Source organism: Thermosynechococcus sp. B3, assembly GCF_030323045.1.
In the GTDB taxonomy this organism is placed as follows: Bacteria; Cyanobacteriota; Cyanobacteriia; order Thermosynechococcales; family Thermosynechococcaceae; genus Thermosynechococcus.
This window is the reverse complement of sequence record NZ_CP097584.1, coordinates 811,795-837,945: the sequence shown is the minus strand read 5'-3', so window position 1 is coordinate 837,945 and position 26,151 is coordinate 811,795. Positions and strand designations below refer to the sequence as shown.

The 26,151-nt window shown below is 54.0% G+C and carries 29 protein-coding genes; 11 read left to right on the top strand and 18 right to left on the bottom strand.

Going from position 1 to position 26,151, the window contains the following annotated elements:
• Positions 1-2 precede the first annotated feature (2 nt).
• The 5 genes from M0646_RS04310 to M0646_RS04290 all read right to left on the bottom strand — a co-directional run bounded on the left by M0646_RS04310 (position 3) and on the right by M0646_RS04290 (position 5,579).
• Complete coding sequence (locus M0646_RS04310) at positions 3-1,565, bottom strand: polysaccharide deacetylase family protein (RefSeq protein WP_286649902.1); 1,563 nt, start codon at positions 1,563-1,565, stop codon at positions 3-5.
• A 110-nt stretch (positions 1,566-1,675) separates the two neighbouring features.
• Positions 1,676-2,479 (bottom strand): phosphate ABC transporter ATP-binding protein PstB, encoded by an 804-nt coding sequence (pstB, locus tag M0646_RS04305; protein WP_149818483.1) that lies wholly within the window; start codon positions 2,477-2,479, stop codon positions 1,676-1,678.
• Positions 2,473-3,420, bottom strand: a complete 948-nt coding sequence (gene pstA / locus M0646_RS04300; RefSeq protein ID WP_286626744.1) for a phosphate ABC transporter permease PstA — start codon at positions 3,418-3,420, stop codon at positions 2,473-2,475. Before pstA ends, pstB begins: the two co-directional genes overlap by 7 nt.
• A 2-nt stretch (positions 3,421-3,422) precedes the next feature.
• Positions 3,423-4,436: a phosphate ABC transporter permease subunit PstC gene (pstC, locus tag M0646_RS04295; protein ID WP_149818479.1), complete on the bottom strand. Its 1,014-nt coding sequence runs from the start codon at positions 4,434-4,436 to the stop codon at positions 3,423-3,425.
• 135 nt (positions 4,437-4,571) lie between these two features.
• The gene (locus tag M0646_RS04290) at positions 4,572-5,579 is read right to left on the bottom strand and encodes a PstS family phosphate ABC transporter substrate-binding protein (protein WP_286626743.1); all 1,008 of its coding nucleotides are present in this window, start codon (positions 5,577-5,579) and stop codon (positions 4,572-4,574) included.
• Between the two features lie 265 nt (positions 5,580-5,844).
• On the opposite strand from M0646_RS04290, the gene M0646_RS04285 reads away from it, so the two are divergent.
• Positions 5,845-6,732 (top strand): alpha/beta fold hydrolase, encoded by an 888-nt coding sequence (locus tag M0646_RS04285; RefSeq protein WP_286626742.1) that lies wholly within the window; start codon positions 5,845-5,847, stop codon positions 6,730-6,732.
• Here the strand turns inward: M0646_RS04285 and M0646_RS04280 are convergent.
• Genes M0646_RS04280 through M0646_RS04270 form a run of 3 tightly spaced genes read right to left on the bottom strand, consistent with a single transcriptional unit; the run spans position 6,729 to position 8,655 of the window.
• Positions 6,729-7,520, bottom strand: coding sequence for a YdcF family protein (locus M0646_RS04280; RefSeq protein WP_286626741.1), 792 nt, complete (start codon positions 7,518-7,520; stop codon positions 6,729-6,731). The genes M0646_RS04285 and M0646_RS04280 overlap by 4 nt on opposite strands.
• A 4-nt stretch (positions 7,521-7,524) precedes the next feature.
• The gene (locus M0646_RS04275; protein ID WP_286626740.1) at positions 7,525-8,256 is read right to left on the bottom strand and encodes a photosystem II S4 domain protein; all 732 of its coding nucleotides are present in this window, start codon (positions 8,254-8,256) and stop codon (positions 7,525-7,527) included.
• Positions 8,257-8,655 (bottom strand): hypothetical protein, encoded by a 399-nt coding sequence (locus M0646_RS04270; protein WP_149818469.1) that lies wholly within the window; start codon positions 8,653-8,655, stop codon positions 8,257-8,259.
• Positions 8,656-8,720: 65 nt separating this feature from the next.
• On the opposite strand from M0646_RS04270, the gene rpmI reads away from it, so the two are divergent.
• From rpmI to lgt, 3 genes are read left to right on the top strand one after another with little or no spacing between them, the layout of a single operon-like run.
• Positions 8,721-8,918, top strand: a complete 198-nt coding sequence (gene rpmI, locus M0646_RS04265; RefSeq protein WP_149818467.1) for a 50S ribosomal protein L35 — start codon at positions 8,721-8,723, stop codon at positions 8,916-8,918.
• A 41-nt stretch (positions 8,919-8,959) separates the two neighbouring features.
• The gene (gene rplT, locus M0646_RS04260) at positions 8,960-9,310 is read left to right on the top strand and encodes a 50S ribosomal protein L20 (protein ID WP_286626737.1); all 351 of its coding nucleotides are present in this window, start codon (positions 8,960-8,962) and stop codon (positions 9,308-9,310) included.
• Between the two features lie 14 nt (positions 9,311-9,324).
• A complete protein-coding gene (lgt, locus tag M0646_RS04255) occupies positions 9,325-10,131 on the top strand; it encodes a prolipoprotein diacylglyceryl transferase (RefSeq protein WP_149818461.1) in 807 nt (268 codons plus the stop codon).
• Here lgt and M0646_RS04250 read toward each other — a convergent pair.
• The 3 genes from M0646_RS04250 to M0646_RS13190 form a co-directional block, all read right to left on the bottom strand.
• Complete coding sequence (locus tag M0646_RS04250) at positions 10,128-10,718, bottom strand: chromophore lyase CpcT/CpeT (protein ID WP_149818459.1); 591 nt, start codon at positions 10,716-10,718, stop codon at positions 10,128-10,130. The two genes, lgt and M0646_RS04250, sit on opposite strands and share 4 nt — an antisense overlap.
• A gap of 61 nt (positions 10,719-10,779) precedes the next feature.
• Complete coding sequence (gene cobA, locus M0646_RS04245; protein ID WP_286626735.1) at positions 10,780-12,300, bottom strand: uroporphyrinogen-III C-methyltransferase; 1,521 nt, start codon at positions 12,298-12,300, stop codon at positions 10,780-10,782.
• 3 nt (positions 12,301-12,303) lie between these two features.
• Positions 12,304-13,632: a M23 family metallopeptidase gene (locus M0646_RS13190; RefSeq protein ID WP_286626733.1), complete on the bottom strand. Its 1,329-nt coding sequence runs from the start codon at positions 13,630-13,632 to the stop codon at positions 12,304-12,306.
• Between the two features lie 614 nt (positions 13,633-14,246).
• Between M0646_RS13190 and M0646_RS04235 the strand changes: the two genes are divergently transcribed.
• Positions 14,247-14,717, top strand: a complete 471-nt coding sequence (locus M0646_RS04235; RefSeq protein WP_286626732.1) for a hypothetical protein — start codon at positions 14,247-14,249, stop codon at positions 14,715-14,717.
• On the opposite strand, the gene ribD is transcribed toward M0646_RS04235, so the two are convergent.
• Together ribD and M0646_RS04225 are read right to left on the bottom strand one after the other, a co-directional pair.
• On the bottom strand, positions 14,689-15,828 hold the full coding sequence (ribD, locus tag M0646_RS04230; protein ID WP_286626730.1) for a bifunctional diaminohydroxyphosphoribosylaminopyrimidine deaminase/5-amino-6-(5-phosphoribosylamino)uracil reductase RibD: 1,140 nt from the start codon (positions 15,826-15,828) through the stop codon (positions 14,689-14,691). The genes M0646_RS04235 and ribD overlap by 29 nt on opposite strands.
• Before the next feature lie 10 nt (positions 15,829-15,838).
• A complete protein-coding gene (locus M0646_RS04225) occupies positions 15,839-16,153 on the bottom strand; it encodes a DUF6679 family protein (protein WP_024125163.1) in 315 nt (104 codons plus the stop codon).
• A gap of 290 nt (positions 16,154-16,443) precedes the next feature.
• On the opposite strand from M0646_RS04225, the gene dnaK reads away from it, so the two are divergent.
• From dnaK to M0646_RS04205, 4 genes are read left to right on the top strand one after another with little or no spacing between them, the layout of a single operon-like run.
• Positions 16,444-18,468, top strand: coding sequence for a molecular chaperone DnaK (dnaK, locus tag M0646_RS04220; protein ID WP_286649901.1), 2,025 nt, complete (start codon positions 16,444-16,446; stop codon positions 18,466-18,468).
• Positions 18,469-18,517: 49 nt separating this feature from the next.
• Positions 18,518-19,498 carry a DnaJ C-terminal domain-containing protein gene (locus M0646_RS04215; RefSeq protein ID WP_149818449.1) on the top strand — a complete coding sequence of 327 codons (981 nt, stop codon included), beginning with the start codon at positions 18,518-18,520 and terminating at the stop codon, positions 19,496-19,498.
• Between the two features lie 3 nt (positions 19,499-19,501).
• Complete coding sequence (locus M0646_RS04210; RefSeq protein WP_286626727.1) at positions 19,502-20,587, top strand: acyl-CoA dehydrogenase family protein; 1,086 nt, start codon at positions 19,502-19,504, stop codon at positions 20,585-20,587.
• A 46-nt stretch (positions 20,588-20,633) separates the two neighbouring features.
• On the top strand, positions 20,634-21,146 hold the full coding sequence (locus M0646_RS04205; RefSeq protein ID WP_255451731.1) for a DNA-3-methyladenine glycosylase: 513 nt from the start codon (positions 20,634-20,636) through the stop codon (positions 21,144-21,146).
• Here M0646_RS04205 and M0646_RS04200 read toward each other — a convergent pair.
• On the bottom strand, positions 21,137-22,828 hold the full coding sequence (locus tag M0646_RS04200) for a SulP family inorganic anion transporter (RefSeq protein ID WP_286626726.1): 1,692 nt from the start codon (positions 22,826-22,828) through the stop codon (positions 21,137-21,139). The genes M0646_RS04205 and M0646_RS04200 overlap by 10 nt on opposite strands.
• Positions 22,829-23,112: 284 nt before the next feature.
• On the opposite strand from M0646_RS04200, the gene M0646_RS04195 reads away from it, so the two are divergent.
• A complete protein-coding gene (locus M0646_RS04195; protein WP_181494369.1) occupies positions 23,113-23,406 on the top strand; it encodes a DUF6825 family protein in 294 nt (97 codons plus the stop codon).
• Here M0646_RS04195 and M0646_RS04190 read toward each other — a convergent pair.
• From M0646_RS04190 to M0646_RS04180, 3 genes are read right to left on the bottom strand one after another with little or no spacing between them, the layout of a single operon-like run.
• Positions 23,403-24,158, bottom strand: a complete 756-nt coding sequence (locus tag M0646_RS04190; protein WP_286626724.1) for a DUF429 domain-containing protein — start codon at positions 24,156-24,158, stop codon at positions 23,403-23,405. The two genes, M0646_RS04195 and M0646_RS04190, sit on opposite strands and share 4 nt — an antisense overlap.
• Positions 24,139-24,903 carry an EI24 domain-containing protein gene (locus tag M0646_RS04185; RefSeq protein ID WP_286626722.1) on the bottom strand — a complete coding sequence of 255 codons (765 nt, stop codon included), beginning with the start codon at positions 24,901-24,903 and terminating at the stop codon, positions 24,139-24,141. The genes M0646_RS04190 and M0646_RS04185 overlap by 20 nt, the downstream gene beginning before the upstream one ends.
• Positions 24,904-24,941: 38 nt before the next feature.
• The gene (locus M0646_RS04180; protein WP_190278217.1) at positions 24,942-25,118 is read right to left on the bottom strand and encodes a hypothetical protein; all 177 of its coding nucleotides are present in this window, start codon (positions 25,116-25,118) and stop codon (positions 24,942-24,944) included.
• Between the two features lie 204 nt (positions 25,119-25,322).
• Here M0646_RS04180 and M0646_RS04175 point away from each other — a divergent pair, with 204 nt between their 5' ends.
• Entirely contained in the window at positions 25,323-25,754 is a 432-nt protein-coding gene (locus tag M0646_RS04175) for an NfeD family protein (RefSeq protein WP_190278216.1), read from the top strand.
• On the opposite strand, the gene M0646_RS04170 is transcribed toward M0646_RS04175, so the two are convergent.
• Complete coding sequence (locus tag M0646_RS04170; RefSeq protein ID WP_286626721.1) at positions 25,741-26,151, bottom strand: ferredoxin; 411 nt, start codon at positions 26,149-26,151, stop codon at positions 25,741-25,743. The genes M0646_RS04175 and M0646_RS04170 overlap by 14 nt on opposite strands.

Here is a 26,151-nt window from a genome sequence, read left to right as displayed (position 1 = left end):
CTTTATTGTAGTTGGTGCATTCTGCGGCTATATTGTCGCTGCTTGATTTGGGCAAGGGGGGCAACAAAAGCCGTGTTGGGAATGCTGTCTAGGGTGGCGATCGCCCGCTGCCACAAGGTCTTAGCCACTGATGATTGTTGTGCTTTAGCGGCAAGCGTCGCCTGCTCCGCCAGTTTGAGAGCCGCTTGATATTGACCTTCAGCAGCTTGTTCAAAGGCCAGCCGTTGTTGCACCCAAGACAGAGCTGCCTGTTGCTCCCGTAGGGTGGCCGCTAGGTACTCCCGTTCGGCGATCGCCCATGGGGGTGTAGTCTTTAGCTCTTTTTCTAAAACTTGAATGCGGGTCTCTAGTTGCAGAATCAACTGCTGAAGCTGCGCCGTTTCTTGAATCGTCAGCCAAGAAGGGGGTTCTGGTAGACTCGTTGGCTCTTGAGCGGCAATCAACTCAGGAACAGTAACAAATTGATAGCCCTTAGCTCGCAGTTCGGCAATGATTCTGGGCAAGGCTGCAACCGTTGCTCGCCGAGAGCCACCCCCATCATGGAGCAGAACAATGGCACCGGCATGCGCCTGCTGGACAACTGTGTTGACAATGCGATCGCTCGTTTGGCGAGGTAACCAATCCTGTGGATCTACTGACCACATTACCACACCGTAACCCTGTTGGCTGGCGTGACTCACCAGACCATTATGGAGATTTCCCCCCGGTGGTCGAAAGAGCTTGATATTTGCCCCGCTGATGTCTTCAATCAATTGTTGGCTTTGATCCACCTCGTGCTGGGCAGCCGCAGGATTAAAGTAATGGTAGCCGTGGCTCCAAGAGTGGTTGGCCAAGACATGACCTTCCCTAACAATGCGCTGCGCTAATTTTGGGCGCGCTGCAACGGCTCTGGCAATGGCAAAAAATGTCGCTTTGACCTTTTCTTGGGCAAGAATGTCGAGCACTTGGGGCGTGTAGGTCGGATCAGGGCCATCATCAAAGGTCAGTGCCACCAACTTTTGCTCAGGGGGTAACGCAACCCGATTAAACACATGGCCACGAAAGGCCTCAGGGGGTGAGTAGTGGTGCCACAGGGGTGGGCGGGCGGGAGTCAAAATGGGCGCAGCATTAAGAATGACCGATCGCACTTGTTCAACGGTGGGTTCGGGTGCTGCTGCCAACCAAACACTAGGAGACTGCCATTGGCCGACGGCTCCTAAACCAAAGATTCCTAAGACACTGGCCGCTAGGGCTAAGGGTTCAAGCTGGCGATCGCGAACTGTTGCGGGTGTGGGGGTTGCAACCGGCCGAAGCCGCAGACGTACCCCCCATGCAGGGCGCTGCCCCCCCAACTGTCGCCCATAGACATCAATGGATTGGGGTAGGAAAGGACTTAAAAAAGCAACCAAGACATCAAGGCAGGTGCGTTGATCGGGAATTTGCTCTGCCTCTAGGAGAATTTTCCAGCCTTCGGCGGAGTGAGCGACACGCACATAGGTGGCCTGCGGCGCAAGGCGGCGCGCTAATTCACGGGCGATCGCCTGAGGTGAAATCTCCCTGACCGTTGACTCCAGCGATGCCACCATAACTGCGCTCCTAGAGCGAGAACGAATAACTACTAGCCCTAGGGTAGCGATCGATTCACAACCACACCTTACCTCTTAGACCACATTCTCAAGCGGACTTGACGCAGCGATCAACCAAAGCGACCACTCACGTAATCGGCAGTCTTCTGTTCCACTGGCTTCGTGAAGATGGACATGGTTTCGTTGTACTCAACGATTTCGCCCAAATACATAAAGGCGGTGAACTGGGAAATACGAATCGCCTGCTGCATGTTATGGGTCACAATCAGAATCGTCACTTGCTCCTTGAGTTCGCTAATCAGGTTCTCAATACTGACCGTGGCAATCGGATCCAATGCCGATGTTGGCTCGTCAAAGAGAATAATCTCTGGATCAGTGGCTAGGGCACGGGCAATACAGAGCCGCTGCTGCTGACCGCCCGACAGAGACGTGCCCGGTTCCTTCTGACGATCTTTGACCTCATCCCACAGGGCAGCACGACGGAGCGATCGCTCCACCACCTCATCGAGGATCGCACGGTTATTGATGCCGCGCACCCGCAATCCATAGGCAACGTTTTCGTAAATCGACTTGGGGAAAGGATTGGGCTTTTGGAAGACCATGCCAATCTGCATCCGCACTTCGATTGGATCCATTTGCAGGAGGTTACGCGGTTGCTCATCCCCCAACCAAATTTCCCCCTCGTAGCGATTGCCGGGATACAGATCATGCATGCGGTTAAAGCAACGCAGCAACGTGGTCTTGCCACAACCTGAAGGCCCAATCAGTGCCGTAACTTTCTTTTCATAGACCGGCAAGTTGATGTTTTTCAGAGCCTGCTTGCCACCGTAGTAAAAGTTCAAGTCCCGAACTTCTGCCAGCTTTTTCAGTGGCTCGTTCTCGGTAGCCACGACCCAATCTGTAGGTTTTACCATTTGATACTCTTCCTAAAACGATAGCGTAGATAAATAGCTGTTGCATTCACCGCCAGCGTCAACACCAGCAGGATAATCCCAGCCGCTGCAGCATTCACTTGAAAGGCCTCTTGAGGACGGGAAACCCAGTTAAACATCTGAATCGGCAGCACCGTAAAGGGAGACCAAATCCACTTAAACGAAATGTAGGGAAACTCGCTTTGAATCGGTGGATCTGGCAAGAACGTGATAAACGTCAAAGCACCAATCGTGATTAGGGGCGCCGTCTCACCAATCGCACGGGAGATACCCACAATAATCCCCGTGAGAATCCCCCCCATCGAGTAGGGCAGCACATGATCAGCAATCACCTGCCAGCGACTCGAACCAACCGCATAGGCGGCTTCCCGAATGCCTTGGGGAATGGCGCGCAAGGACTCGCGGGTGGTCACAATCACCACGGGTAAAATCAGCAGTGCCAGCGTAAACCCAGCTGTGAGAATGCTCTCACCCCAGTTGAGGATATAGACAAAGAAACCGAGAGCCAGCAGACCATAGATAATCGAGGGCACGCCTGCTAGGTTCGTGATATTGACCTCAATGAAATCCAACAGCCAGTTTTTAGGAGCATATTCTTCGAGGTAAATGCCCGCCGCAATGCCCAAAGGAATAGCCACAAACGCCGTTACAAGAATGACCAATAAACTGCCCACCCATGCCGTGAGGATACCTGCCTCTTCTGGATCGCTACTGGGGGGCGAGGTGAAGAATTTCCAGTTGAGCATTGGCAGGCCGCGCATAAAAAGGTCAGAGACCAAAAAAATCAGTGTTAAGAGCGCTACAGCTAGGGAAAACCACCCTAGAACAATGAAAAAACGTTCCCAACGGGTGCGAGAGCGAATGGAGGCAGCGATGGCGATGGGGTTGCGGAGGTTACTCAAAAGCGGGTGCTGGCTAGGCATAGCTAGTACACCTCACGATAGCGACGACTAAAGAAGTACCCCGCCACATTGAGAATCAGTGTGGCAAAAAACAGCATGATCCCAGCGGCAAAAATAGATTGATATTCCAATGAGCCATGGGGGAGATCCCCTAAACTGACCGAGACAATGAAGGCGGTAGTTGTGGAGGCCCCTTCTAAAGGATTAAAGGTGAATTTGGGCTGTAACCCAGCGGCCACGGCCACAATCATTGTTTCGCCAATTGCCCGTGCCAGCCCCAAAATATAGGCGGCCATAATGCCAGAGATAGCAGCCGGCATGAGAACCTTGATTGCTGTTTGCAAACGCGTTGCCCCCATCGCATAGGATCCCTCCCGCAATTGCAAAGGAACAGCCTGCAGGGCATCTTCTGTCAAACTGGCAATATAGGGCAGCACCATTAGTCCCACCACAATACCTGCCCCCAACATGTTAAAACCAGGTAGCTCAAAGTATTCCCAAGGTTCTTTGCCAGGATTAAAGAATTGCTGAACGCCAAGAATGATTTTCTGGAGAAAGGGAGTGACCACCAAAAGGGCAAAGTAGCCGTAAACAACCGTGGGGATACCCGCCAAGATTTCAAGGATAGGCTTGAGGATCTCCCGCATTTTGGCGGGTGCAAACTCACTCAGATAGATGGCCGCAATCGTGCCAAGGGGGATAGCCACACAACTGGCCACAAAGCAGGTCGTGAAGGTTCCAGAGAGCAAGGGTAAGATGCCGATTCCAATAGGCTCAATCAGAGGTGACCAGTCCGTACTCGTAAAGAACTCCACCAACGCTTCAAAGAGGGACTCTTGATGCAGCTCCATCACCTTTTCAAAGAAGATCACTGTTTCGGTAAACAGGATATAGATGATGACAAGCGTGGTCACGACCGATGAGATTGCTGCCAAAAATAGAATGCTAGCAATGATCCGCTCCCGCCAAATCCTGACGGTACGGGATGGCAGGGTAACAGGTAGCTTCGTTGAGTAGGGTAGGGGCTGTTCTACCATGGGTATTATTCCAGCAAGCAAAAATCTTTTAGTTGGAATTTATCTTTTGAGAGAATCAACGACTGAGGTTGACAAAATGGGAAAAAAGGGTGGAGGGCTGATACCTCACACCCTTCATTAAATCAAAATATTAATCTATTGGGGTTGCATCCTCAGCAGTTGGTTGATTGTCAAGCCAATGGCCTCTTTGCCCCCAAAGATCGTACCCACACGGTTGCGGTTGAAGTTAGCCAGAATCGTGCGGTAGGCACTAGCCGGCAGAGGCACATACTTCACCTTTTTCACCATGGCCGGGGCATTATTGAGGTAGTAGGTGACAAACTGCCGTACTTCAGGCCGCTGCGCTGACCTAGCGTTGACGTAGATAAAGATGGGACGGGAGAGGGGCTGGTATGTCCCATTCAGCACGTTTTGCTCGGAGGGTTGGACAGGGCCTTTGCCGTTGTCAATGGCAACCGCTTTGAGCCGATTACGGTTTTCCGCATAGTAGGCAAAACCAAAGTACCCAAGCGCACCGCGATCGCGACTGATACCTTGAACTAGCACATTATCATCTTCGCTGGCGGTGAAATCTTTGCGACTGACTTTTGATTTACCATTGATGGCCTCTGTGAAATAGTCAAAGGTTCCAGAGTCGGCACCTGGCCCAAAGAGTTTCAAAGGAATATTGGGGAAACCTTGGCGCACTTGGCTCCAGTTATTGATTTTAGAATCGGGTTCCCAAATCCGCTTCAATTCAGCAACCGTTAAGCTTGTTGCCCAAGTATTTTGGGGATGAACCACCACGGTGAGGGCATCGTAGGCCACTGGCAGTTCAATAAAGTTGATACCAGCAGCGCGGCAGTCGGCAATTTCCTTGGCCAAAATGGGGCGTGAGGCGTTGGAAATATCCGTTTCACCGCGGCAGAACTTCTTGAAGCCACCGCCTGTACCAGACACACCTACCGTAACGCGGACTTTACCCCCTTGGGCTTTTTGGAAGGCTTCAGCAACAGCTTCGGTAATGGGGAAAACGGTGCTAGAACCATCAATGCGAATCGTAGGTGTCCCTTGGGATAAAGCAGCAGGAGTCAGGCTACCCGACAGAGCCGCGACCGCGGCAACGATACCAAAACGAGCATAGCTCTTTACAGATATGAACATAGTAATCTCTCCTAGCGGAGTAAACAGCGTTTCCCAAAGACTTGAACCCTTGGGGTCTTGGCTTGACGGCTGCCAACAGGTTGCAGGCAGGCGAACCGATCAAACTACCCTTCCGTCAGAATACGCAACGTTTCTAGGGGATAGGTTAAACCAAGGGAAAGATTTGGTTAAAATTCCTACCCAATGTTAGGGATTAGCCATATTGTTGAGGTGGGTTCCATACCCGCTGGTTCAGTGTCAGGGAAATCCTCAGAGGCTGTCTGCAATGCCGTCATTTGTTTCTAAAACCTATCGGTGGCAGGGCTTTCCCTGCACTTATCGTCTCAGTGGCAAAGAAGGGCATACCCCCATTGTTTTTGTCCATCCAGTGGGCGTGGGCCTCTCTGGGCGGTTCTGGGATCGCTGTGTGGGCCATTGGCAGTCCCAAGGGGAAGGTTACTCATTTTATATCCCTGACTTGCTCGGCTGTGGCCAGAGCGCCCTACCCCACATTGCCTATTACCCCGAAGATTGGGCGGCTCAGTTACATGGCTTTATCGCCTCTGAGATTCGCCAAGCGGTGATTCTCGTTGTCCAAGGGGCATTGTTTCCTGTGGCAATGGAGCTAGTTCACCTTGATCCCCAAGTCGTTCGAGCCATGATCCTCAGTGGCCCTCCAGCGGCTTCTCTCGTTTCTGAAAACACTGATCCTAGGTGGCAAAAGGTGCGCTGGAATCTCTTTGACTCCCCCTTGGGTTGGGGCTTTTATCTCTATGCCCGCCAAGAAAGTTTCCTGCGGCAGTTTTCCATTAATCAGCTTTTTGCCAAGCCTGAGGATGTAGATGATGAGTGGCTAAAGATGCTGGCCGCTGGTTGTGCTGACCTTGAGAGTCGCCATGCGGTGTATTCATTCCTGTCGGGTTTTTGGCGGCGGGACTATCGTGAGAAAATGCAGCAGACTGGGCAGCCAGTGCTTGTGGTGATGGGAGACCAAGCCTCGAGTATCAGTCGGGAGGGGGGGGCTGGATCGCCTGCAAAACGGTTGAAATTTTATACCAAGACATTTCCCAATGCTGAGGGAGTGGTGATTGCGGGGCGCAATGTCTTGCCCTATGAGTCAGCCCCTGCTTTTGTGGAGGCGTGTCAAGGGTTTCTGCGTGCTCAGGGTCTCTAAAGCCAACCTCTGAGTTTGTAAACGAGCAGACCTTGGTATTCCCGTAGGGCGATCGTGGTGATGTCCACGTTGGAGGGATTGGGGATCAGGCTGAGCAGTAGGTTTTGCCAAGTGGGCGATCGCGCGATCGACAGGTACCGATAGTCCGTCGGTGCCGGGATCACCTTCATTCCCAAACGGCGAAAAATGGCGACGGAGCGGGGCATGTGGTAGGCGGATGTCACCAGCAGCAGATCCCCCTGAATTTGATGCTGCTCAAGAAGCGCTTTGACATTCACGGCATTTTCATAGGTATTCAGTGCGGTGGTGTCCAGCAGCATCTTGTCCATCGGCACACCGCAGGTGGTGGCAATTTCCGCCATGTCTGCTGCTTCTCCCCGCTGAAAGGTTTCGCCGAGCCAGTCAATGCGACCCCCACTGAGGATGAGATAGGGGGCATAGCCTTGGCGAAAGAGGTGGGCACCGTAGAGGATGCGATCGCCCCCTTCCGTGACTTCTACCCAAGGCCTCGGCGCCGTTTGCGGGACAACCGCCCCACCGAGAACAACGATCGCGGCAGCTTTGGGCATGGGATCAGGGGGTAAATACTGTCGCTCTAGGGAAGCAATAAGCGCTGTTGCCACATAGTCATTGCCGCTCAGGAGTAAAATGCTCAGGGCAATCACGAGGGCGATCGCCGCCTGTTTGGGAGCACGCCAAAAGCGAACAATGGCAAAAATCAATGCCCAACAGGCCAAGGGCAATGGATACAGCAATGGCGGCAGTAATTTCGACAGCAGCAGATCCATAGTCTTAGCGAATGCGCTCCATCTGGATGCGGTAGCGCTCTTTCTTGGTAACTTGAATGTCTTGAATCCGTAATCGCCCTTTGCCACGAATGGCAATGAGGTCATTCACCTTGAGCAGATACCGCGGTTGTTGCACCACTTGCCAGTTGACCCGCACCAGTCCTTGGCTAATCCAGTCGCTCATTTTACTGCGGGAGACGCCAAACCCGGCTGAGGCCACAGCATCCAAGCGCAATGATGCTTCGACGGTACTGAGGGATTTCCGTTGGGGGGGCGCTACGGCCAGTTCTGACCAGTCACAGAGATCGACGGTCACCGCTACAGTCCGCACTTGTTTTAAGTGTTCTTGTAAAGTAGGGACTTTTTCAGGGATGAGAATGACCTGTGCCCCCCGTTCCCCAAGGAGAATCACATCCCCATAATCGCCGTCATCGAGACCGGCATTGGCGATCGCTTGCTCAAAATCACTGTAGGTGGCGGGATCAAAGAGAAAGTTGCCTGTGATTCGCACCAAAGCAAGGGGCGGCTGTTGCTCTTCAAGACTAAGTTCAGTGGGGGCGATCGCCAGCCGACAGCGTTCCGCTTGCGGGTACCCCCCCCAGGCGAGACCATGAACATCGGCCCGTTGCTCAAGGGTGCGGAGTGCCTGCACCACCTGATCGGGGGACAAAAAGGGGGTATGCACCACCGACCAAGTTTTAATGGCTGTGTCAAGGGCGGTCCCTAGGTCAAACATTTAGACCTCAAGAAATTCCGGCAGTTCCAGCCACTGGGCTAAGTGGGCTTTCACCTGTTGGCAAAACTGGGGGCGATCGCCAAATTTCTCAGTGCGGATGGTTTTGCGCTGTGCATCCAATGTCCAGCCATAGTCACTGCTGAGGCGGATTTTCCCCTGCCAGTCGGCGATGGATAGCATGAGCTGTGGGGCGGGGCTATTGTCCACCCCCTTGACGCGAAAGACATAGTTAAAAGTGTTTTGCTTGCCGGCAGCAACCGTTGAGGCTTGACCAAACCGCTCCTGCAAGCGCGATCGCACCCGCTCCACAAATGCCGCATCGCCTAAATCTTCTAGGGTGCGCATGGCCAAGGTAAGGGCAAAATAAAACTCTTCGACAGGAATGAACTCCAGTTCCATGCAGCTTGCCAAGACTCTCTTCAAAATAGTATATTAGTAAGCTGTGTCTAAAATAGGGCAAGGCTATGCCAAAGCTAAAAACACGTCGTGCTGCTGCCAAACGATTTCGGACGACGGGCAGTGGTAAGTTTGTCCGCCGTAAGGCCAACAAAAATCACTTACTCGAACATAAGGGGAGCGATCGCAAGAATCGTCTTTCCCACAAGGCCCTCGTCGATCCACGGGATTTTGAGCGAGTATCGCTGATGCTGCCCTACGCTTAATTGATAAATTTTCAGTTTTTGATCAAGGGTGAAATTGAACTATGGCAAGGGTCAAACGGGGTAACGTTGCCCGCAAACGGCGTAAAAAAATTCTCAAGCTCGCCAAGGGCTATCGTGCGGGGCACTCCAAGCTCTTCCGCACCGCCAATCAGGTGGTCATGAAGGCACTGTGCAATGCCTATCGCGATCGCCGGCGGCGCAAACGGGACTTTCGGCGGCTCTGGATTGCGCGGATTAACGCTGCTGCGCGTCAACATGGCATGAGCTACAGTCAACTCATGGGCGCCCTGAAAAAAGCCGATATTCACCTCAATCGCAAGATGCTGGCTCAATTGGCGGTGTTGGATACGGACGCCTTTGCCACTGTCATTCAGACTGCTCGCGCTGTTTAGAACCTATTCTAGGCATGATCGCCACTTTCCAATCCCCCGGTGCCACCCTTGAGCTAGGGTTCATCACCCTACGGTGGTACGGTCTACTCATTGCTGCCGCCGTCTTTATTGGCATTTGGCTGAGTCAACGCTTGGCACGCCAGCGGCAGATTGATCCTGATCTGATTGCGGATCTGTCGATTTGGCTTGTGGTTGCCGCTATTCCCGCTGCACGGCTCTATTACGTCGCCTTTAACTGGGGCTTTTACCAAAAGCACTTAGATCAAGTGGTGCAAATTTGGAAAGGCGGCATTGCCATTCACGGTGCCATCCTCGGCGGTATGCTAGCGATGGCGATCTTTACGTACGTGCAGCGGCTTTCCTTTTGGCAAGTGGCGGATGTCATTGCCCCTTCACTAATTTTGGGACAGGCCATTGGACGCTGGGGCAATTTCTTTAACTCTGAGGCCTTTGGTGCCCCTACGGATTTGCCGTGGAAACTCTATATCCCCGCGCCGCAGCGTCCTCCGGCGCTAATCAACGAAGCCTATTACCACCCCACCTTTCTCTATGAGTCCCTTTGGAACCTAGGAGTCTTTGTTCTCCTGCTGTGGCTCTTTCGTCAACCTCGCTATCAAAAACCCGGCACCCTGCTTTTGGTCTATGCCATTGCCTACAGCTTGGGTCGCTTCTGGATTGAAGGACTGCGCATGGACAGCCTGATGTTGGGGCCGCTGCGAATTGCCCAAGTGGTTAGCTTGGTGGCGATCGCCCTAGGGGCTTGGGGACTCTTTCGCCTCTATTACCAAGGCAAACCGTTACCAGATTGGCAAACCGCCTAGGCAATAATTTCATCAGCAAAGCTCTGCCAGCGCACAAAGTGAAAGGGACCTGCCACGGAGCCCCAAACGTGCTCATCGGTTTCGGGATCCCGTCCGCGATCGTGGCTAATGAAGCGATCGCCATCAATTTCAAACGTGCTATCAAGATAGGTTTCCCGTCCTTTACGTACGACTTTACAGGCTTTGCCCGGCTCCACTTCACCGCGAAAGCTGTGCCCTGTCCAGTAGGTGAGCATATTGCAGCCACAGAGGAGTTCCAAATCATCGGCTGTCATCGCCTGAAGCCGCTGGCGATCGCGAGCTGCCCCAAAGAAGCGTTTTTCATCCTTGAGTATGTAATTTTTAATCACAATGTGATCATTGGCGGGCACCAGTTCTAAAACCCGTGTGCGGTAGGGAACACCTAGAAGATAGTCATAGGCCTGTTCCACATAAAGGGCAATGCCCTCTAGAAGACCACTGGGCAGAGGGCGCATACACACCCGAATATGGGCATAGAAGGGGGGATTCTCAAAGGCTTGGGCTTGGTTACTAAAATCCGCCGCCATCCAACGGCCAAGGGTCAGCACATCGGTTGCGTGTGTCATGCTCCACAATTGCCTTACAACAGTCCTTTTTTCACACTAGCGGATTGGTGCACCCAAAGCACTAAGTGATCCGTAATAACGCCTGAAGGAGTCCCTCAAGGGTATGCTCTGTGGCTTCAGTATCCACCCGTCCCAAGAGTTCGCGACAAGTTTGCGAGGTTTGCGGGCCAATACTGGCAATCTGCACATTCTGAAGTAACTCTGCCGCCTGCGCACCCACCAATTGGCAAAAGTGTTTCACCGTCTTAGAACTGGTAAACGTGACCATATCCACTTGACCCCCTTGCAGCGCCCCTAAGACTTGGGCATCAACGGTTTGGGGACAGCGGGAATCGTAGGCGGGCACCTCAACAACCTCAGCCCCAGCCGCTGTAAAGGTCTCTACTAGAACGGGTCGTCCGCCCTTTTCAACCCGTGGAAAAAGAAAACGCAACCCCGCCACAGGTTCTGGGAATTCTGCCACTAGGGCATCGGCGACAAATTCACTGGGGGTGAAGTCAGCCACTAAGCCGTAACTGCTGAGGGTTTGGGCGGTTTTTTCGCCAACAACAGCGATCTTGAGACCCGCGAGGGTACGACTATCCTTGCCATGATGCTGTAACCGTTCCATAAAAAAGCTAACGGCATTGTGGGACGTGAGAATGAGCCAGTCAAAGGTATTGAGTTGCGCCAAAGCCTGATCGAGGGGCTGCCAAGAACTGGGGGGAACGATTTCCAGTGTCGGCATTTCTAAAACGGTGGCACCGGCGGCTGTCAGTTGCTGCGTAAAGTCACTCGCTTGCGCTGCTGCCCGGGTGACGAGAATGGTTTTGCCGTGGAGCGGAGACATGGCTGGTGGGGAAATCTTCAAAAATTCAGGGAAGACCAGATCTAGACTAGCCAAAGGGTAGCGTTTTTGGGCGATCGCCCCCACAACCACGACGGCTGGTGCCCTGTCTGGAACGTGAGGCGTATTTAGATAGCTCTCCAACGTGCCAAACCAAAACTGTTGCTGCGGCTGGCCGGCCCATTGCAAAATTGCCAGTCCCTCAGCGGGCGATCGCCCCTGTTGCAGCAGTTCTTCAACGATTTGCCGCAGGGAACGGCTGGCCATCAAAAAAATCAACGTTTCCATTTGGGCGATCGCTGGCCAAGGAAGCCGCTCTGGAGCATGACCTGAAAGAATGGCCACCGACTGGCTCACATCCTTTGCCGTCAGACACAACCCCGCCAGCAGTGGTGCCGCCAGCGCTGACGATAGACCCGGAATCACCACCGCCTCTAGACCTGCCCCTAGGACAGCATCCAGTTCCTGATGCAAACGGCCAAACAGTCCCGGATCGCCACTTTTGAGGCGGACAACCCGTTCATACTGCTGGCCGTAGTCCACTAAAAGGCGGTTGATTTCTGATTGGGGAACCACCTCAGCCCCTGCCCGCTTGCCCACCGCGACTCGCAAACAATCGGGGGGCGTAAGGTCTAGGAGGTCTGGGGAAACAAGCGCATCGTAAAGAACCACCTGCGCCTGCTGTAGACAAACCCAAGCGGCCAAGGTGAGATAACTAGGTGAACCTAGGCCTGCCCCCACAAAATAGATCGTCAACGCCTAGCCTTGGCTACGTTGCAGGAAGATCATCGGGTTGACCGCACCCCGCCCTGGGGGATGTATCTCAAAGTGAACGTGGGGTCCTGTGCTGCGTCCCGTACTGCCCATTTCGGCAATCTGCTGACCCTGCTCAACGTATTGGCCCACGCGCACCAAGTTGCGATGGTTATGGGCATAGAGCGTCAGGGTGCCATCGGCGTGGCGAATTTCCACCAAGTTGCCGAAACCACCAGAATTCCATTGGGAGTAGGTAACGACACCGGCGGCAGCAGCATAGATGGGCGTGCCAATGGGAGCAGCAATATCAATTCCGCGGTGCATCCGTCCCCAGCGAGGTCCAAAGCCAGAGGTCAACACACCACGCGCCGGCCAGATAAAGTTGGTGGTTAGGCTAGGTAGAAAGCGATCGGAGTTGGGCAGAGGGGGTAGGTCGAGATTACTGGGTAAAGGGGGAGCCACAATTGAGCGTGCCACCTTGACGGGCACAGGGGGAGCAATGGGCTGTACAGTCGCAGGTGTCGGTGCTGCTACTGTTGTTGTTTGCGGGCGATTTGCAACAGTGGGCTGGGGTAGAGCTGGGCGAGCAGGCGGTTGTTGGACTGAAACTAGGGCAGGGGTGGTACGCCGCCGCCGCTCAGCAGCCCGCCCAAAGGGAACAGGCTCTAGGGTTGCAGTTGAGGTCGATGCGGCTGGAGAGTGCACAACTGCCACCCGCTGGGAGAGTTGAGTCGTTTCCCCCTCGGCGAACGGTGGTTCAACTTCCGTCGTGGTTTGCTCCAAAGAGCCACCCATTGCAAAGGGGGTATCAATGGCCAAGGAAGCAACAACAGAGGTGGTGGCCTGCGTCACCAAATCCGCCAAGCTATTGGTGCGAACCCGCCGATCCACCACTTTGAAGGTCGGTTCAGAAGGACGGCTGCGGTGCTCAAAGGTGGCAGAGGTAGATAGGGTAGGTGCAGGTGTACTCAAGGGCAAGGGGGCAAAACTGACTTGGGGCTGGATGGTGCGTTGCCATGCCGTTTGGGTGACGCCCAAGAGTAGGTCGGTTTTGTTGGCGGATAAAAGATTTTCAAATTCCGCAAGCGGGTCTTGGGTTTCAGTGCTGAAGAGGGAGGGGAGGTTAAGAGATTCGGGGCGAATGTCCTTTGAACCCAGATCGCGATCGCTCGCAAGAGTGGTCAGATCAAGGGCTTGCGTAGGCTGAATCAAAACAAAGGTGCCCAGCAGGGGCAGACAGGAACAAAGGGAGCGCAGCGAACGACCAAGCATAGCAGCAGACGCAAGGGGTGCATCCTGAGAGGCGGTAGGGGTACGACTATCGTTGCTCAAGGTAATCCTCCTCGCACACAAAATTGACAGTGATTCGACAAAGCGGTGAACCGAGAACACACATCATGAGCAATCGTCCAAGGTAGCCAGAGGCCACTCGCCGCATCTATGCCTAAAACTGTCCCAATCTGTTGTTTATGCAAAGGGTGTTTTGGCACCACGACGAAACTTCTAGGTGACTTTACCCAATCCACAACCAAATGACAAGCCACCCCCTTGCCTCGTCCTGCCCTCTCTGGGGGGTGAATTACTTACTGCAAAATAAAAATGCGAATTTTCTACCTACTGGTCAATAATCAAAAAAAACCTGAATTCATCACGACTTGGGCTTAATTACTACCCATGAAAAAAATCATTATTTCCAATAAATGAATAAGTAGAGTAAAGTCAGCTAATCAGTGTGTATAGTTTTTTTTAATAATGTAAGTCAGTTGACAGCCTTCTCATCGTTGGTCGTTACACCAAAATTGTCCTATAGCACTTGTGCCAAATTGCGCCAAAAGTGGCACATATTCATCTTCACTCTCAGGAGCGATCGGAGCAAGCTTGCTTGGTAAAATAAACCAGTTTGTAACGATTTTTGGCGATCGCCTTTTTGACGGAGCTTTGTCCCCATGACTTACCACAAGCTGTGGTTTCAACAAACAGCAAGCCACCTCAAAGTCTTGCGTCCTTTTCCCCCCTTTAGGGTTGTCCAAAACTTTATTCGCGAATATCTTCCCAACCTCATTGACTATATGGATGGCCAAGGATTGGATCTGCGGGATCCACAGCACTGGTGGGAGAGTATCCACATTGACGGCATTTTGGAATTAGAAAATAGCGAAGGGGAAACCCTGCGGGTGGCGGCTGGGATTATTGAGCAGTGGCGCAATGCCAACGCTGCTCTGCGCCTGATTACAACCCCGGCAATGACCAAGCTGCGGCGCGAGTCCCTCAATGTCAGCCAGCATTGGCTTTTTTATGTCTCTAGTCGCAAGCCCTACCCGGAGTCGCTGTGGATTGATTTGCTCTATGAGCAGGCGGATACGCCCCCCACAGAAACGGGCTGTACCATTATTGAAGTGACGGAACCCGACGCCTAGGCGGTAGGTAGCCCACTAGGAGAATGTCCTCGCCCACGATTTGCCAAGTCACGTCCTCTAGGCACAGGGCCTCATTCATCTTGGTTAAGCCGAGATCGGCCACTGGGGCGGGGGCAGCAGAGCCACCAATAATCTTTGGCGCAATAAATGCCCACACTTTCTGTACCATGCCTTCGGCGATCGCTGCCGCTGCAAGGGAACCGCCGCACTCCCAAAGCACCGTCATAATGCCCCGTTGATGCAGCTCTGCCATAACAGTGGTCGGTGTTAGCGGCTCTCGGTGCACCACCTCCACGCCCCGTGCCTGCAATTGGGGAATGAGGGGATGTTGGGGGGAAGCAGCGGTAACCACCAATGTTGGAGCCGTGGCCGTTTCCCACAAAGAGGCATTCGGCGGTAGATCAAGGGTACGACTCATCACCACCCGTAGGGGATTGCGCTCATGGCGCGAGGTCAAGAGGGGATTATCCAGACGCACGGTATTGCCCCCCACAATCACAGCATCGCATTCAGAGCGCAGTTGATGCACCATGGCGCGTGCGGCTTCACCACTCACCCAGAGACTGTGGCCGGCACTGGAGGCAATTTTGCCATCGAGGGTCATGGCGTATTTGAAAATGCCAAAGGGACGCTGATAGCGCACCCGATGCACAAACGCTTCGTTCAGGCGTTGACACTCTGCTTCCCGCACGCCGACGGTGACTTCTATGCCCGCTGAGCGCAGCCGTTCTACCCCCGCCCCGGCCACTTGGGGATTCGGATCAATCATGCCCACCACCACCTTGGGAATGCCCGCCGCTATAATCGCCTCGGTACAGGGGGGCGTGCGGCCATAGTGATTGCAGGGTTCAAGATTGACGTAGAGGGTGGCCTTGCTGAGGAGGGGGCGATCGCCCTCGCTGACGCTGCGCAGGGCAAACACCTCGGCATGGGGTTCCCCCGCCTTGGGATGAAACCCCTCCCCAATCACCCGTCCCTCTGCCACAATCACACAGCCCACGAGGGGATTCGGAGCCGTACAGCCTTTGGCACGAGCGGCTAACTCAAGGCAGCGCCCCATGTACTGGGCATCAATCGTGGCTATCTCCTCCACAACGGGGGCTGAGCGCATGGGTTAAGACTCAACGCTCGTGTTCGGTTTCCGAGGAATGCTTCGGCAGTTGCTCCGCCTCTGGACACTCATCCGCAATGGGTAACTCCGCATAACCCCGCGGAACTGCTGCGAGCCGCCGTGAAATCGAGCCAATGCTTTCGATATTGACGATCTCTTCCCAAGCACACACTTCGTCGTCTTCCTCCGTTTCGTAGCGGATGGTAACAACATTCCCTTCGATGTCCACAATGCGTGCCCGGTCAATCAGGCGTTGTTGATCCCGCAAGTAAATCCAGACTTCTTGGCCGTCGGTATAGAGTTGATAAAGCTTGCGGTGTAACATAGAACGGTCTCCTTCTCGGAATTGGGTGTAGCAACAGTGAGTCAGCTGTGCTGCAACCTCTTGCCTGTCATCTTACCGCTAGACTTCAAGAGATGAGCAGCGGTGAATGGGAGGTGTGGGGACTGAGGTTGTTCATATCGTTGTAGCGATCGCGCAGCACAGGGGAAAGAGTGATTCTCTGACGGTCTAGGGCAGATCTCGTACAATCAAATAAGCGTAACGAAGGGTAAATAATCCGTTACTATAACGCTATTCATTTATTCTAACCAGTGCGGAGTCGTTCAAACGGCATGGGCAAAATTGTTGGCATTGATCTGGGGACAACCAATTCCGTCATTGCTGTGTTGGAAGGGGGAAAACCCGTTGTGATTGCCAATGCAGAAGGCTCCCGCACCACCCCCTCTGTGGTGGCCTTTGGCAAAGATGGCGAGCGCCTTGTGGGTCAGTTGGCACGGCGACAGGCGGTGCTCAATCCCCAAAACACCTTCTATGCCGTGAAGCGGTTTATTGGCCGCGAATACAGGGAACTGACGGCTGAATCCAAGCGGGTACCCTATACCATTCGCCGCGATGAATCAGGTAAAGTGCGCATCAAGTGCCCACGATTGCAACGGGAATTTGCCCCCGAAGAAATTTCAGCCATGGTCTTGCGCAAGCTGGTGGAGGATGCCAGCCGCTATCTAGGGGAACCCGTCACCGATGCGGTGATTACTGTCCCCGCCTACTTTAATGATTCACAGCGGCAAGCCACCCGTGATGCTGGGCGGATTGCGGGTCTGAATGTGCGGCGGATTATTAATGAACCGACGGCAGCAGCCCTTGCCTATGGCCTCGATCGCCAGAAGGAGCAGACGATTCTCGTTTTTGACCTTGGCGGTGGCACCTTTGATGTCTCGATTCTTGAGGTGGGGGATGGCGTGTTTGAGGTGAAGGCCACCAGCGGCGATACCCAACTGGGGGGCAATGACTTTGATAAGTTGATTGTGGACTGGCTAGCCGAAGACTTCCTCGCCAAAGAGGGCATTGATTTACGGCGCGATCGCCAGTCGCTACAACGGCTCACCGATGCTGCCGAAAAAGCCAAAATTGAACTTTCAGGCTTACTGGAAACCAATATCGATCTGCCCTTTGTCACCGCCACAGCGGATGGGCCAAAACACATTGAAACCACCCTCAGTCGTCGCCAATTTGAAGACCTGAGCCAAGACCTGCTGCAACGGCTGCGCTATCCGGTCGAACAGGCACTGATGGATGCCCATTTAACCCCCGCTCAAATTGATGCCGTGGTGCTGGTGGGTGGTGCGACGCGGATGCCCATGGTGCAGGATCTGGTGCGGCAGATGATTGGCCGTGAACCCAACCAAAATGTCAACCCCGATGAGGTGGTGGCTGTTGGTGCCGCCATTCAAGCAGGCATTCTCGCCGGGGATATGAAGGATATCCTGCTGCTGGATGTAACCCCCCTTTCCTTAGGGGTGGAAACCATTGGCGGCGTCACGAAGGTGCTGATTCCCCGCAATACAACGATTCCGGTGCGCCGCTCCGATATTTTCTCAACCTCAGAAAATAACCAAAGCCAAGTGGAAATCCACGTCGTTCAAGGGGAGCGGGAACTAGCAGAACACAATAAGTCTTTGGGACGCTTTAAGTTAACGGGAATTCCGCCAGCGCCTCGGGGGGTGCCCCAAATTCAAGTGTCCTTTGACTTGGATGCCAATGGCCTGCTCCAAGTGGTGGCCTTGGATCGCTTTAGCGGTCGTGAGCAAAGTGTGGTGATTCAGGGGGCATCAACCCTGAGTGAAGAGGAAATTCAGCAGATGCTCTTGGATGCGGAGGCCAATGCAGCGGGCGATCGCCAGCGGCGGGCACGCATTGAGAAGCGCAACCGTGCCCAAGATTTGATTCACCGCGCTGAACGTCAATTGCGGGAAGCGGCTCAAGAATTTGGCTATCAATTTGCCGCTGATCAGCGCCGGAGTATTGAGGCCCTAGTGCGGCAATTGCAGGAGGCCATTCGCAATGAGGACGATCGCCAGATTGACCTCACCTATGCGGCTCTTGAAGAGCGGCTCTACGACTTTGTCCGCCAACTGCGCCTCAGCGAAGAGGAATTGGAAGACGATGAGGATGTCTTTAAGCTGCCCAACCTCAAGGAAGCAGTCAATAAAGGTCTTGATGCGGTGCGGGGTCGAGAGCGGCGGCGTGACGATTATGAGGATGAGTGGGATGAGCCACCCCGGACGCGGCGTTCTCGGGGGTATTCCCAGCGCAGTGATTCAGCCGCATGGGAGGATTGGGATGACGACGACTGGTAGAGCTTGTTTGCATTGTTTGCCGCAACTGTGAGTGTAGATAGGACTGTCGATGCGTAATTTTCGAGATTACTACCAGCTTTTGGGCGTGGATCGAGGTGCGAGCACTGAGGAAATTAAACGTGCCTATCGGCGGCTGGCGCGGCGGTATCATCCCGATATGAATCCGGGCGATCGCGCTGCTGAAGAGAAGTTCAAAGACATTAGTGAAGCTTACCAAGTCCTAAGTGATCCGGCTCGCCGTGAGCAATACGATCGCTACGGTGAATATTGGTCACAGCCCGGCTTTCGCACTCGCCCTTCCCAACGTACCACTATGGCTCGGCGCAATGGCACCAGTGTCAGGGAAGAACCCGACCTCAGTGAAGATAATTTTCAAGAGTTTTTGGATCAACTGTTGGGTCGGCGATCGCCCCGCACCTCTACGGTTGCTGCGGATCCCCCCCGTCGCTCGCCTACGATAGAGACAGACTACTTTCGCCCCGGCACCGTCAAAACCGCCTATACCGCTGTGAGTCGTCGCGACGCTGAAGCCACCCTAGAAATCCCCCTCGAGAAGGCCTACGAAGGGGGACGGGAGCGGATTCGCCTTGGGGATGGGCGCTCCTTAGAAGTGACGCTGCCAGCGGGGATGGTTACGGGTCAGCGGATTCGGCTGCGGGGTCAAGGTACGGGTGGAGGTGATCTCTATCTGAAAATTCAAGTGACGCCCCATCCCCTCTTTCGCCTTGAGGACTACGACATTGTCTGTGAACTCCCCGTGACCCCCAGTGAGGCTGCCCTCGGCGGCCAAATTGAAGCCCCGACCCTCGATGGTTGGGTGAAAATGATGGTGCCAGCAGGGGTACGCACAGGCCAACGTTTGCGACTGGCGGGTAAGGGCTATCCTCGCCCCGATGGCGATCGCGGTGACCAACTGGTGGAGATTGTCATTACACTGCCGCCCCAACTGAGTGATGCTGAACGCGATCTCTACCGGCAACTTCAGGCCATTGAGTCCTACAACCCCCGTGCCCATCTGGCGTACTCCTAAACTATGGATGCCTTGGTCTTTGCTGACCCCGCAGCGCAGCCTCTCCTAGAGGACATTCAGACCTACCTCAGTACCGTTGTTGCGCCAATTGCCAACCGCATTGATCAGCAAAAGTCCCTTTTATCGGAAAGTCTGCAAGCCCTAGGAAATTTGGGCATTTTTCGTTTGGCGGTACCCAAGGCAATGGGGGGATTGGGGTGCGATCGCCGCACGCTGTGGCATTTGAGCTTACAACTAGCGCAAACCTCCGGTGCCCTTGCCTTTTTGGTGGCACAACATCAATCCGCCTTGGGGATGATTCTTGAACATCCTGAAGGGAACGTTGCCCAAACCTACCTAGCGGACTTAATGAAGGGGCAGATGTTGATTGGTGTCAGCTTTTCCCACTTACGCCACAACCCAGTGGATCTACAAGCTCAACCCACCAGTGGGGGCTACCTCCTGCAGGGCACGCTGCCTTGGCTCAGTGGCTTTCAGCACATGACGATGTTTATCGCCGCAGCTCCCCTACCGGATCAGCGTATTCTCTTTGCCCTCATGCCCTTTATCAATGCCCAACAGGCTGGCGGTGGCATTTTGCACCTCTCATTGCCCTTACCTCTAGCGGCTGTGCCCTCAACTCAAACGGTGCAAGCAGAAGTGGTGGATTGGTTAGTCCCGCCGGAAGATGTGGTGGGTATCAGTGAGGCGGATTGGATGGCCCTCCGCGATCGCCAGCAATTGCTGCGGGGCAGTGCCGCCCCCATGGGTTGTGCCCGTGCCAGTTTGCAGATTCTCGCCGAGAGTACCGACGCCAAAGACCTCTATCACCACTTTCGCGATCGCTGGCACCGCCTTTACCACCAAATTCAAGAAGAGCTAGAGAACCTGAATCCCCCCCACCATGCACAACTGCGCGCCGCAGCCATTCACCTTGCCGTCCAAGCGGCTCAGGCTGCCCTGATGACGACGGGTGGCAGTGCCTTGATGCTCAGTCACACGGTGCAGCGTCTCTATCGCGAAGCCATGCTCTACACCGTCTCTGGCTTGAATGCCCCCGTGCGCCATGCCTTGATGGAGGATTTGTTGCTTGAAAAGGGTTCCCATTGAGCGAGATCAGTGTCTGCCCCTTGAGTGGTTGGCTCGCCCTGCCCCAGTGGTTGCCCAAGAATTACTGGGGTGTCTTCTCGTGCGACAGCAGGCCAATGGTCAACTCTACCGCGGCCGTATTGTTGAAACTGAAGCCTATATGGCCGGCGACCCCGCGTGTCATGGCTACCGTCGCCAAACGGCTCGCAACGCCCCGATGTTTGCAGCACCAGGGACAATCTATGTCTATCAAATCTATGGCATTCACCACTGCCTGAATATCGCCAGCGATCGCCCCAATTTTGCCAGTGCTGTTCTCATCCGTGCCCTTGAGATGCTCAGCCCGCCCTTGCCCCCCCGCAGTGCCGCTGGTCCGGGGAAACTGTGCCAAGTCTTGGGGATCGATCGCCAGCTTTCGGGCTTGATGCTAGGGAAAGAGAGCGGCCTCTGGTTAGAAAAGCCGCCCCAACCCCTGACAGCCCCTGTGGTACAAACCACTCGCATTGGTATTTCCCAAGGGCAGGAGATTCCGTGGCGGTGGTATGTGCAGGGCAACCCGGCGGTCTCCCGTTATTCGTAGCTGCCCGTTGTCACCTCCAGCAATTCCTCCGGTTGGTGGAGAAACTGAATGGCCTTTTCGAGGGCGTCTCGGCGATCGCTCACCACATGGTCTGCCGGCAACCGATCCAAAATACGGAAGCGTTGCAGCCGCTGTTGCACCTTATCCGCCGAACCATTCACGAGAAAAATTGCTAAACGATGCTTTTGTGCCTCCTGGATGAGTGACTCAATGGCCAAGGTTGCCGTTACCCCCAACAGGGGCACACTGCTGACATCCAGAATCAGCACCTTATAGTCCGACATGATCGCCTGCCGCTGGGAAATTGCCCAAGCGGAGCCAAAACTCATCGGACCCCCAAGGTGGAGGAGCAACAGTTGACCCTTGGCTTCGCGGAAGAGTTCTTTTTCCTCGGGGGTGAGGGGCGTTTGATCATCGGCGTGGGTAATCGCCTTCACATCCTCCGATTGCAGATCCGCCAAGCGCTTGATCGTCAGCATATTGGCAATAAAGACACCAACACCCACCGCCACAATCAAATCCACAAAGACCGTCAGCAGCATCACGCCATACATAATGAAGGCCGCCCGCAGGGACAAGAGGTGGGCACGTTTGAGAAAATTCCAGTCAATGATGTCAATCCCCACCTTGATCAGAATCCCCGCCAACACTGCATTGGGAATCGGTTCCGTCAAAGGCGCCGCCCACAGCACCACCATCAGTAGAATGACAGCGTGGATCATGCCCGATAAGCAGGTGCGTCCCCCCGCTTGAATATTTACCACTGTGCCCATCGTGGCACCGGCACCGGGCAGACCACCAAATAAGCCGGACAGTAGGTTACCAATACCTTGGCCAATCAGTTCCTTATCGGAATCGTGCTGGGTGCGGGTAATGCTATCGGCAATCACCGAGGTCAGGAGCGAATCAATACAGCCGAGCATCCCCAGCATTGCCCCGTCCACAATCATCGTTTTCAGCGCAGGCAGTGTAAACGTCGGCGGCACAAACGCTGGCAGCCCCGTGGGAATCGTGCCAATGCGGGTCAAACCGGCATCCCCAAAAAACACCATTGACAAAATCGTGCCTAAAACTAGGGCGAGAAGCTGTGGCGGCACAATTCGCCGAATTTTCTGGGGCGTGAAATAAATGAGTCCGAGGGTGAACAAGCCCAAGGTAAGGGCAGCCGAGTTCAGGGTTTGAATCCACTCTGGCAAGTTTTGCACTGCCCCCAAGACCCCCCCTTTACTGCTGTGCCCCAACAGCGGACCAATTTGCAGCAGGATCATGATCAGGCCAATTCCCGACATAAAGCCAGAAATCACGGTGTAGGGCATGAGGGTGATGTATTTACCCAACCGCAACAGACCAAAGAGGATTTGAAAACCGCCCGCCAGCATTACCACCGTAAAAGCCATGTATAACCCCTGTTCGGGATATTCACTGGTCAGGCGGGTGATCACTGCCGTCATCACGACGGTCATCGGCCCTGTCGGATTGGAAATGAGTGTTGGTGTGCCCCCAAAGAGAGCCGCAAAAAAGCCAAGAAAGACGACGCAGTACAGTCCCGCCGTTGCACCAGCCCCAGAGGTGACCCCAAAGGCCAAGGCCATCGGCAAGGCGACAATGGCGGCAGTCAGCCCACCAAAGAGATCGCCGCGCCAATCGCGAAAGTGAACTCGATTAACTAAATTTGTTAGCATTTCTGCCCCTTTTGGCGAATCTAGAGAGGGTGTCATAGCGAAATCGCTGTTAAGAGCACTCCCTATGGGAGCATCCTCATAACTTGTAGCTATGGTAAGAAAATATTTAATTGATATAATTCTATGCTTTAGCGGAGACAATTGGTCTAGGGAGAACGTCAAAGAATTTCTTATCTGTTCTATAGGAAAAAGCTGGAGAAGGGGGAGAGAGCGAGATCTGTTTACTGTAAAACTTTGTTACACTCGTGGATTGAGAGACACAACTGATGAGGAATACAGCTCCTATGAGTCAATCGCCGCTGGATGCCTTCTTCCTTGGTCGGGCAACCGCAACGCTCCTGCGTGATCAGGCGCAGCATCTATTTGTAGAATTCCTGAGTCAACTGGGGCGATTTGATGCCGAACAGCAGCAGCGGCTCCATCAATTCATGGAAGAGGTGCAAGCTCGTGCCCGTCAAGAGGCAGAAATGGTGGTGCCTCGGAGTGGGGTGGATTGGCAAGCCCTCATTGATGATTTGCGGGCGGAAATTGCTGCTCTACGCACGGAACTGCAACGCTACCGCAATCGCGAAAGCTAGGCACGCGGAACAACAATATAGCCAGTTTTTAAGTAGGCATCGGTTGATGCTGGCTCTGGGGAAAAAGACTCACCACCCAAAACCCAGTGGCGATCGCGCCCCCAATACCACCAATAGGCTGCCGTGTAGGCACAGAGAACGGCATCGAGTTGATCCTCAAGAGCCTTGAGGTCTCGCCCGTTGCTGGGGATTTCGATAGTTAGTTCTAGTGCTAAGGGTGGCTCACAGTGGGGAAGCTGGGTGGCCATTAAATCCCTAAGCTTGGCTAACCCTTTGGCTCGTTCTGCAAGGCGGCCTTTTTTGTATTTAATGATTTGGTCAAGCTGAAAGAGGGCGATCGCCGTGGCATGGGGGAAGACTTCAATTTGAAATCGCCCGCGTTCTTGGGGGGCGATCGTAGGTCCATGGCGAAACCCCCGTTGGCTAAGGGCTTGACTAAAACCCGTGGTGTGCTGCGCAAAGGGGGACTGCTGATTCGCAGGATAGCAGCCGGCATGATACCGCCCAAGGACTTGATGGGCTTGGCGATCGCAGGTACGCATTCCCCGCGAATTGGGAATAATTAGGGGGGCATCCACCGCCACCATGGCTGCTTGCGCAGAGGGTGCATCGCGATCAATCCATGCCAAAAGTTCATCCGTATCACGGGAGCGAGCCAGACACACTATCTCTAGATGCTGAGCCTGCCACTGCAAACAGCAGTACCCTGATGCCCCCCCTTTCCAAGCCAGATCAACGCCGAGAAACCGCATTCGCTGCCATCAACTGTTGTTGCGGTGGATGATCTTGAATCAGTAAAGCAGCAGCCACAACTCCCACGGGTGGTACGAGCACCAAACCGACGAAGGGGATCAGCAGCCCCAAAAACTGCGCCAAACCAAGGCCATAGATTTGGGGCGTATAGGCACGGGTCAAGAGCTTGCGCTCTCTCAAAGAGGTGCTGTGTTTTTCAAGGAGGTAATCAAAGCTGCCTCGCCCTAGGAAGAAACTGTTGACGATCGCCATCACGATAGGTTGCAGCGGCCCCGTTAGAAATGAAAGTAGCAGGAAGATCACCTGCAACACTGCATCCCGCAGCGCAAACCAACCACCGATAATGGCGTTCAATAGATCGCGCCGCCACCCCACCTCAATCGTTTGTCCCGTGGTAATTTTTTCAACACGGTTGAGCAGTGGACCAAGGAAAGGAATCACCACAAGGGGAATCAGCGTTTGATAGCCAATTAGGGCCAAAAAGACAGCAATGAGGGTTGCCAAAATATCAATGAACCCTTGGTAGAGCCACTGCCATTCCCCACCCACAAACCAATCATCACCAATGACTTGAACAGCCCAGAAAGCAGCAATGATAAGCGTTACCCCCAGAACGAGGCTCAAGCAGGCAGGTAACAATAGATAGCCCCAAAGACGATAACGGGCGATAAAAAAAAGACCACGACCAAAGGCAAAGAAACCCGCCTGAAACCGCTGTCCTGCTGACCAAAGCTGCTTGATCACTCAATTGTTCTTCTAGAAGCCCCTAGGAAAATCCTAGCCTATCCACGGCGGGGCGGTGTTCCTTCATCATCCGGCGGCGGCGCATCGGCAACAAAATCAGGGGTATTGACCTGTTCAGCACGGGAAACTGGCGTTGCTGTCGGTCGCCATAGCCAACTGGTCAACAGTCCAAGGGTGAGAAGTCCCACCAGGAGGGGAATGAATAGATCCGTCATCGTTGTTCGCCTCATTGAAGTCATTATTGTACAGAATCGGAGGAATCTCTCTTGAGTGCTGGCTCTCTTGACGCAGTGGGACTCTTGTAAGTTCCAGTGCAACTCTTTCGCAAGAATTGAACACACTCAAAACGGTTAAACCTGCTCGCTGTAGCCGCAGAGTTTGAGCTATCGTTGAAGTGGCTGCCTTGGGTGATAAGAGCAATGCCCCTGTCTCCCTTTTGGATTTGGTTAATTGTTGCCATCATTCTTTTTGTGATGGAGCTTGTTTTGCCGACGGCTTTTATGGAAGCCACTCTCGGCCTCAGCGCCCTGATTGTTGCCTTTCTCTCGTTTCTGATTCCCAGCTTTTCAATACAGATTCTCCTCTGGATGGTGCTCTCTGTTGTGGTGGTCTTTCTCCTGCGGCGGTATCAACCAAAGCGAGTTCCCCCCGTACTCAAGGAAGCCGCCGAGGCGGAAACACTTACGAAAATCCCCGCTGGCGAGACGGGGCGAGTGCTGTACGAAGGGATCTCTTGGCAAGCTCGCTGTGATGATCCCCGCTTGGCCATTCCCGAGCATCAGCGGGTGATTATCATTGGCCGTCAGGGAACGACGCTGATTGTGATGCCCGAGGATGCTATTCAGTCCTAGGGGGCGATCGCCGTTTCTTGCGGTGCGTGGTGGCTGGATCAATGGGAAAACCGGCAAGGGGAACCACCTGCTCAAGGCGTTCTTTCTCAAGCCGTTTTAATTCCGTGTAATCTACCCAGTGGATACAGTCAACGGGACAGGTATCAATGGCTTCTTGAATCAGTTCGAGGGGGTCACCATCTTGGCGTACAACCCGCGATCGCCCGTAGTTCGGCTCAATGTAGAAAGTATTACGAGCCACATGGGCACAGTGTTTGCAGCCAATACAGGTAATTTCATCGACATAGACACCGCGTTGGCGATGGGTTCCTCCGAGTTCAGGTTCGTAGCCGCTGCGAGGTTTACTTTGGCGCAGTTGGCCGCCAAGCTCTGGTTCTAAGCCAAGGGGCTGACCCAT

What these genes read in the sequence shown, in the direction of transcription:
- M0646_RS04310 (WP_286649902.1), bottom strand. Translation starts at nt 1,565, where the DNA reads ATGGTGGCATCGCTGGAGTCAACGGTCAGGGAGATTTCACCTCAGGCG.
- pstB (WP_149818483.1), bottom strand. Translation starts at nt 2,479, where the DNA reads ATGGTAAAACCTACAGATTGGGTCGTGGCTACCGAGAACGAGCCACTG.
- pstA (WP_286626744.1), bottom strand. Translation starts at nt 3,420, where the DNA reads ATGCCTAGCCAGCACCCGCTTTTGAGTAACCTCCGCAACCCCATCGCC.
- pstC (WP_149818479.1), bottom strand. Translation starts at nt 4,436, where the DNA reads ATGGTAGAACAGCCCCTACCCTACTCAACGAAGCTACCTGTTACCCTG.
- M0646_RS04290 (WP_286626743.1), bottom strand. Translation starts at nt 5,579, where the DNA reads ATGTTCATATCTGTAAAGAGCTATGCTCGTTTTGGTATCGTTGCCGCG.
- M0646_RS04285 (WP_286626742.1), top strand. Translation starts at nt 5,845, where the DNA reads ATGCCGTCATTTGTTTCTAAAACCTATCGGTGGCAGGGCTTTCCCTGC.
- M0646_RS04280 (WP_286626741.1), bottom strand. Translation starts at nt 7,520, where the DNA reads ATGGATCTGCTGCTGTCGAAATTACTGCCGCCATTGCTGTATCCATTG.
- M0646_RS04275 (WP_286626740.1), bottom strand. Translation starts at nt 8,256, where the DNA reads ATGTTTGACCTAGGGACCGCCCTTGACACAGCCATTAAAACTTGGTCG.
- M0646_RS04270 (WP_149818469.1), bottom strand. Translation starts at nt 8,655, where the DNA reads ATGGAACTGGAGTTCATTCCTGTCGAAGAGTTTTATTTTGCCCTTACC.
- rpmI (WP_149818467.1), top strand. Translation starts at nt 8,721, where the DNA reads ATGCCAAAGCTAAAAACACGTCGTGCTGCTGCCAAACGATTTCGGACG.
- rplT (WP_286626737.1), top strand. Translation starts at nt 8,960, where the DNA reads ATGGCAAGGGTCAAACGGGGTAACGTTGCCCGCAAACGGCGTAAAAAA.
- lgt (WP_149818461.1), top strand. Translation starts at nt 9,325, where the DNA reads ATGATCGCCACTTTCCAATCCCCCGGTGCCACCCTTGAGCTAGGGTTC.
- M0646_RS04250 (WP_149818459.1), bottom strand. Translation starts at nt 10,718, where the DNA reads ATGACACACGCAACCGATGTGCTGACCCTTGGCCGTTGGATGGCGGCG.
- M0646_RS04235 (WP_286626732.1), top strand. Translation starts at nt 14,247, where the DNA reads ATGACTTACCACAAGCTGTGGTTTCAACAAACAGCAAGCCACCTCAAA.
- ribD (WP_286626730.1), bottom strand. Translation starts at nt 15,828, where the DNA reads ATGCGCTCAGCCCCCGTTGTGGAGGAGATAGCCACGATTGATGCCCAG.
- M0646_RS04225 (WP_024125163.1), bottom strand. Translation starts at nt 16,153, where the DNA reads ATGTTACACCGCAAGCTTTATCAACTCTATACCGACGGCCAAGAAGTC.
- dnaK (WP_286649901.1), top strand. Translation starts at nt 16,444, where the DNA reads ATGGGCAAAATTGTTGGCATTGATCTGGGGACAACCAATTCCGTCATT.
- M0646_RS04215 (WP_149818449.1), top strand. Translation starts at nt 18,518, where the DNA reads ATGCGTAATTTTCGAGATTACTACCAGCTTTTGGGCGTGGATCGAGGT.
- M0646_RS04210 (WP_286626727.1), top strand. Translation starts at nt 19,502, where the DNA reads ATGGATGCCTTGGTCTTTGCTGACCCCGCAGCGCAGCCTCTCCTAGAG.
- M0646_RS04200 (WP_286626726.1), bottom strand. Translation starts at nt 22,828, where the DNA reads ATGCTAACAAATTTAGTTAATCGAGTTCACTTTCGCGATTGGCGCGGC.
- M0646_RS04195 (WP_181494369.1), top strand. Translation starts at nt 23,113, where the DNA reads ATGAGTCAATCGCCGCTGGATGCCTTCTTCCTTGGTCGGGCAACCGCA.
- M0646_RS04190 (WP_286626724.1), bottom strand. Translation starts at nt 24,158, where the DNA reads ATGCGGTTTCTCGGCGTTGATCTGGCTTGGAAAGGGGGGGCATCAGGG.
- M0646_RS04180 (WP_190278217.1), bottom strand. Translation starts at nt 25,118, where the DNA reads ATGACGGATCTATTCATTCCCCTCCTGGTGGGACTTCTCACCCTTGGA.
- M0646_RS04175 (WP_190278216.1), top strand. Translation starts at nt 25,323, where the DNA reads ATGCCCCTGTCTCCCTTTTGGATTTGGTTAATTGTTGCCATCATTCTT.
- M0646_RS04170 (WP_286626721.1), bottom strand. Translation starts at nt 26,151, where the DNA reads ATGGGTCAGCCCCTTGGCTTAGAACCAGAGCTTGGCGGCCAACTGCGC.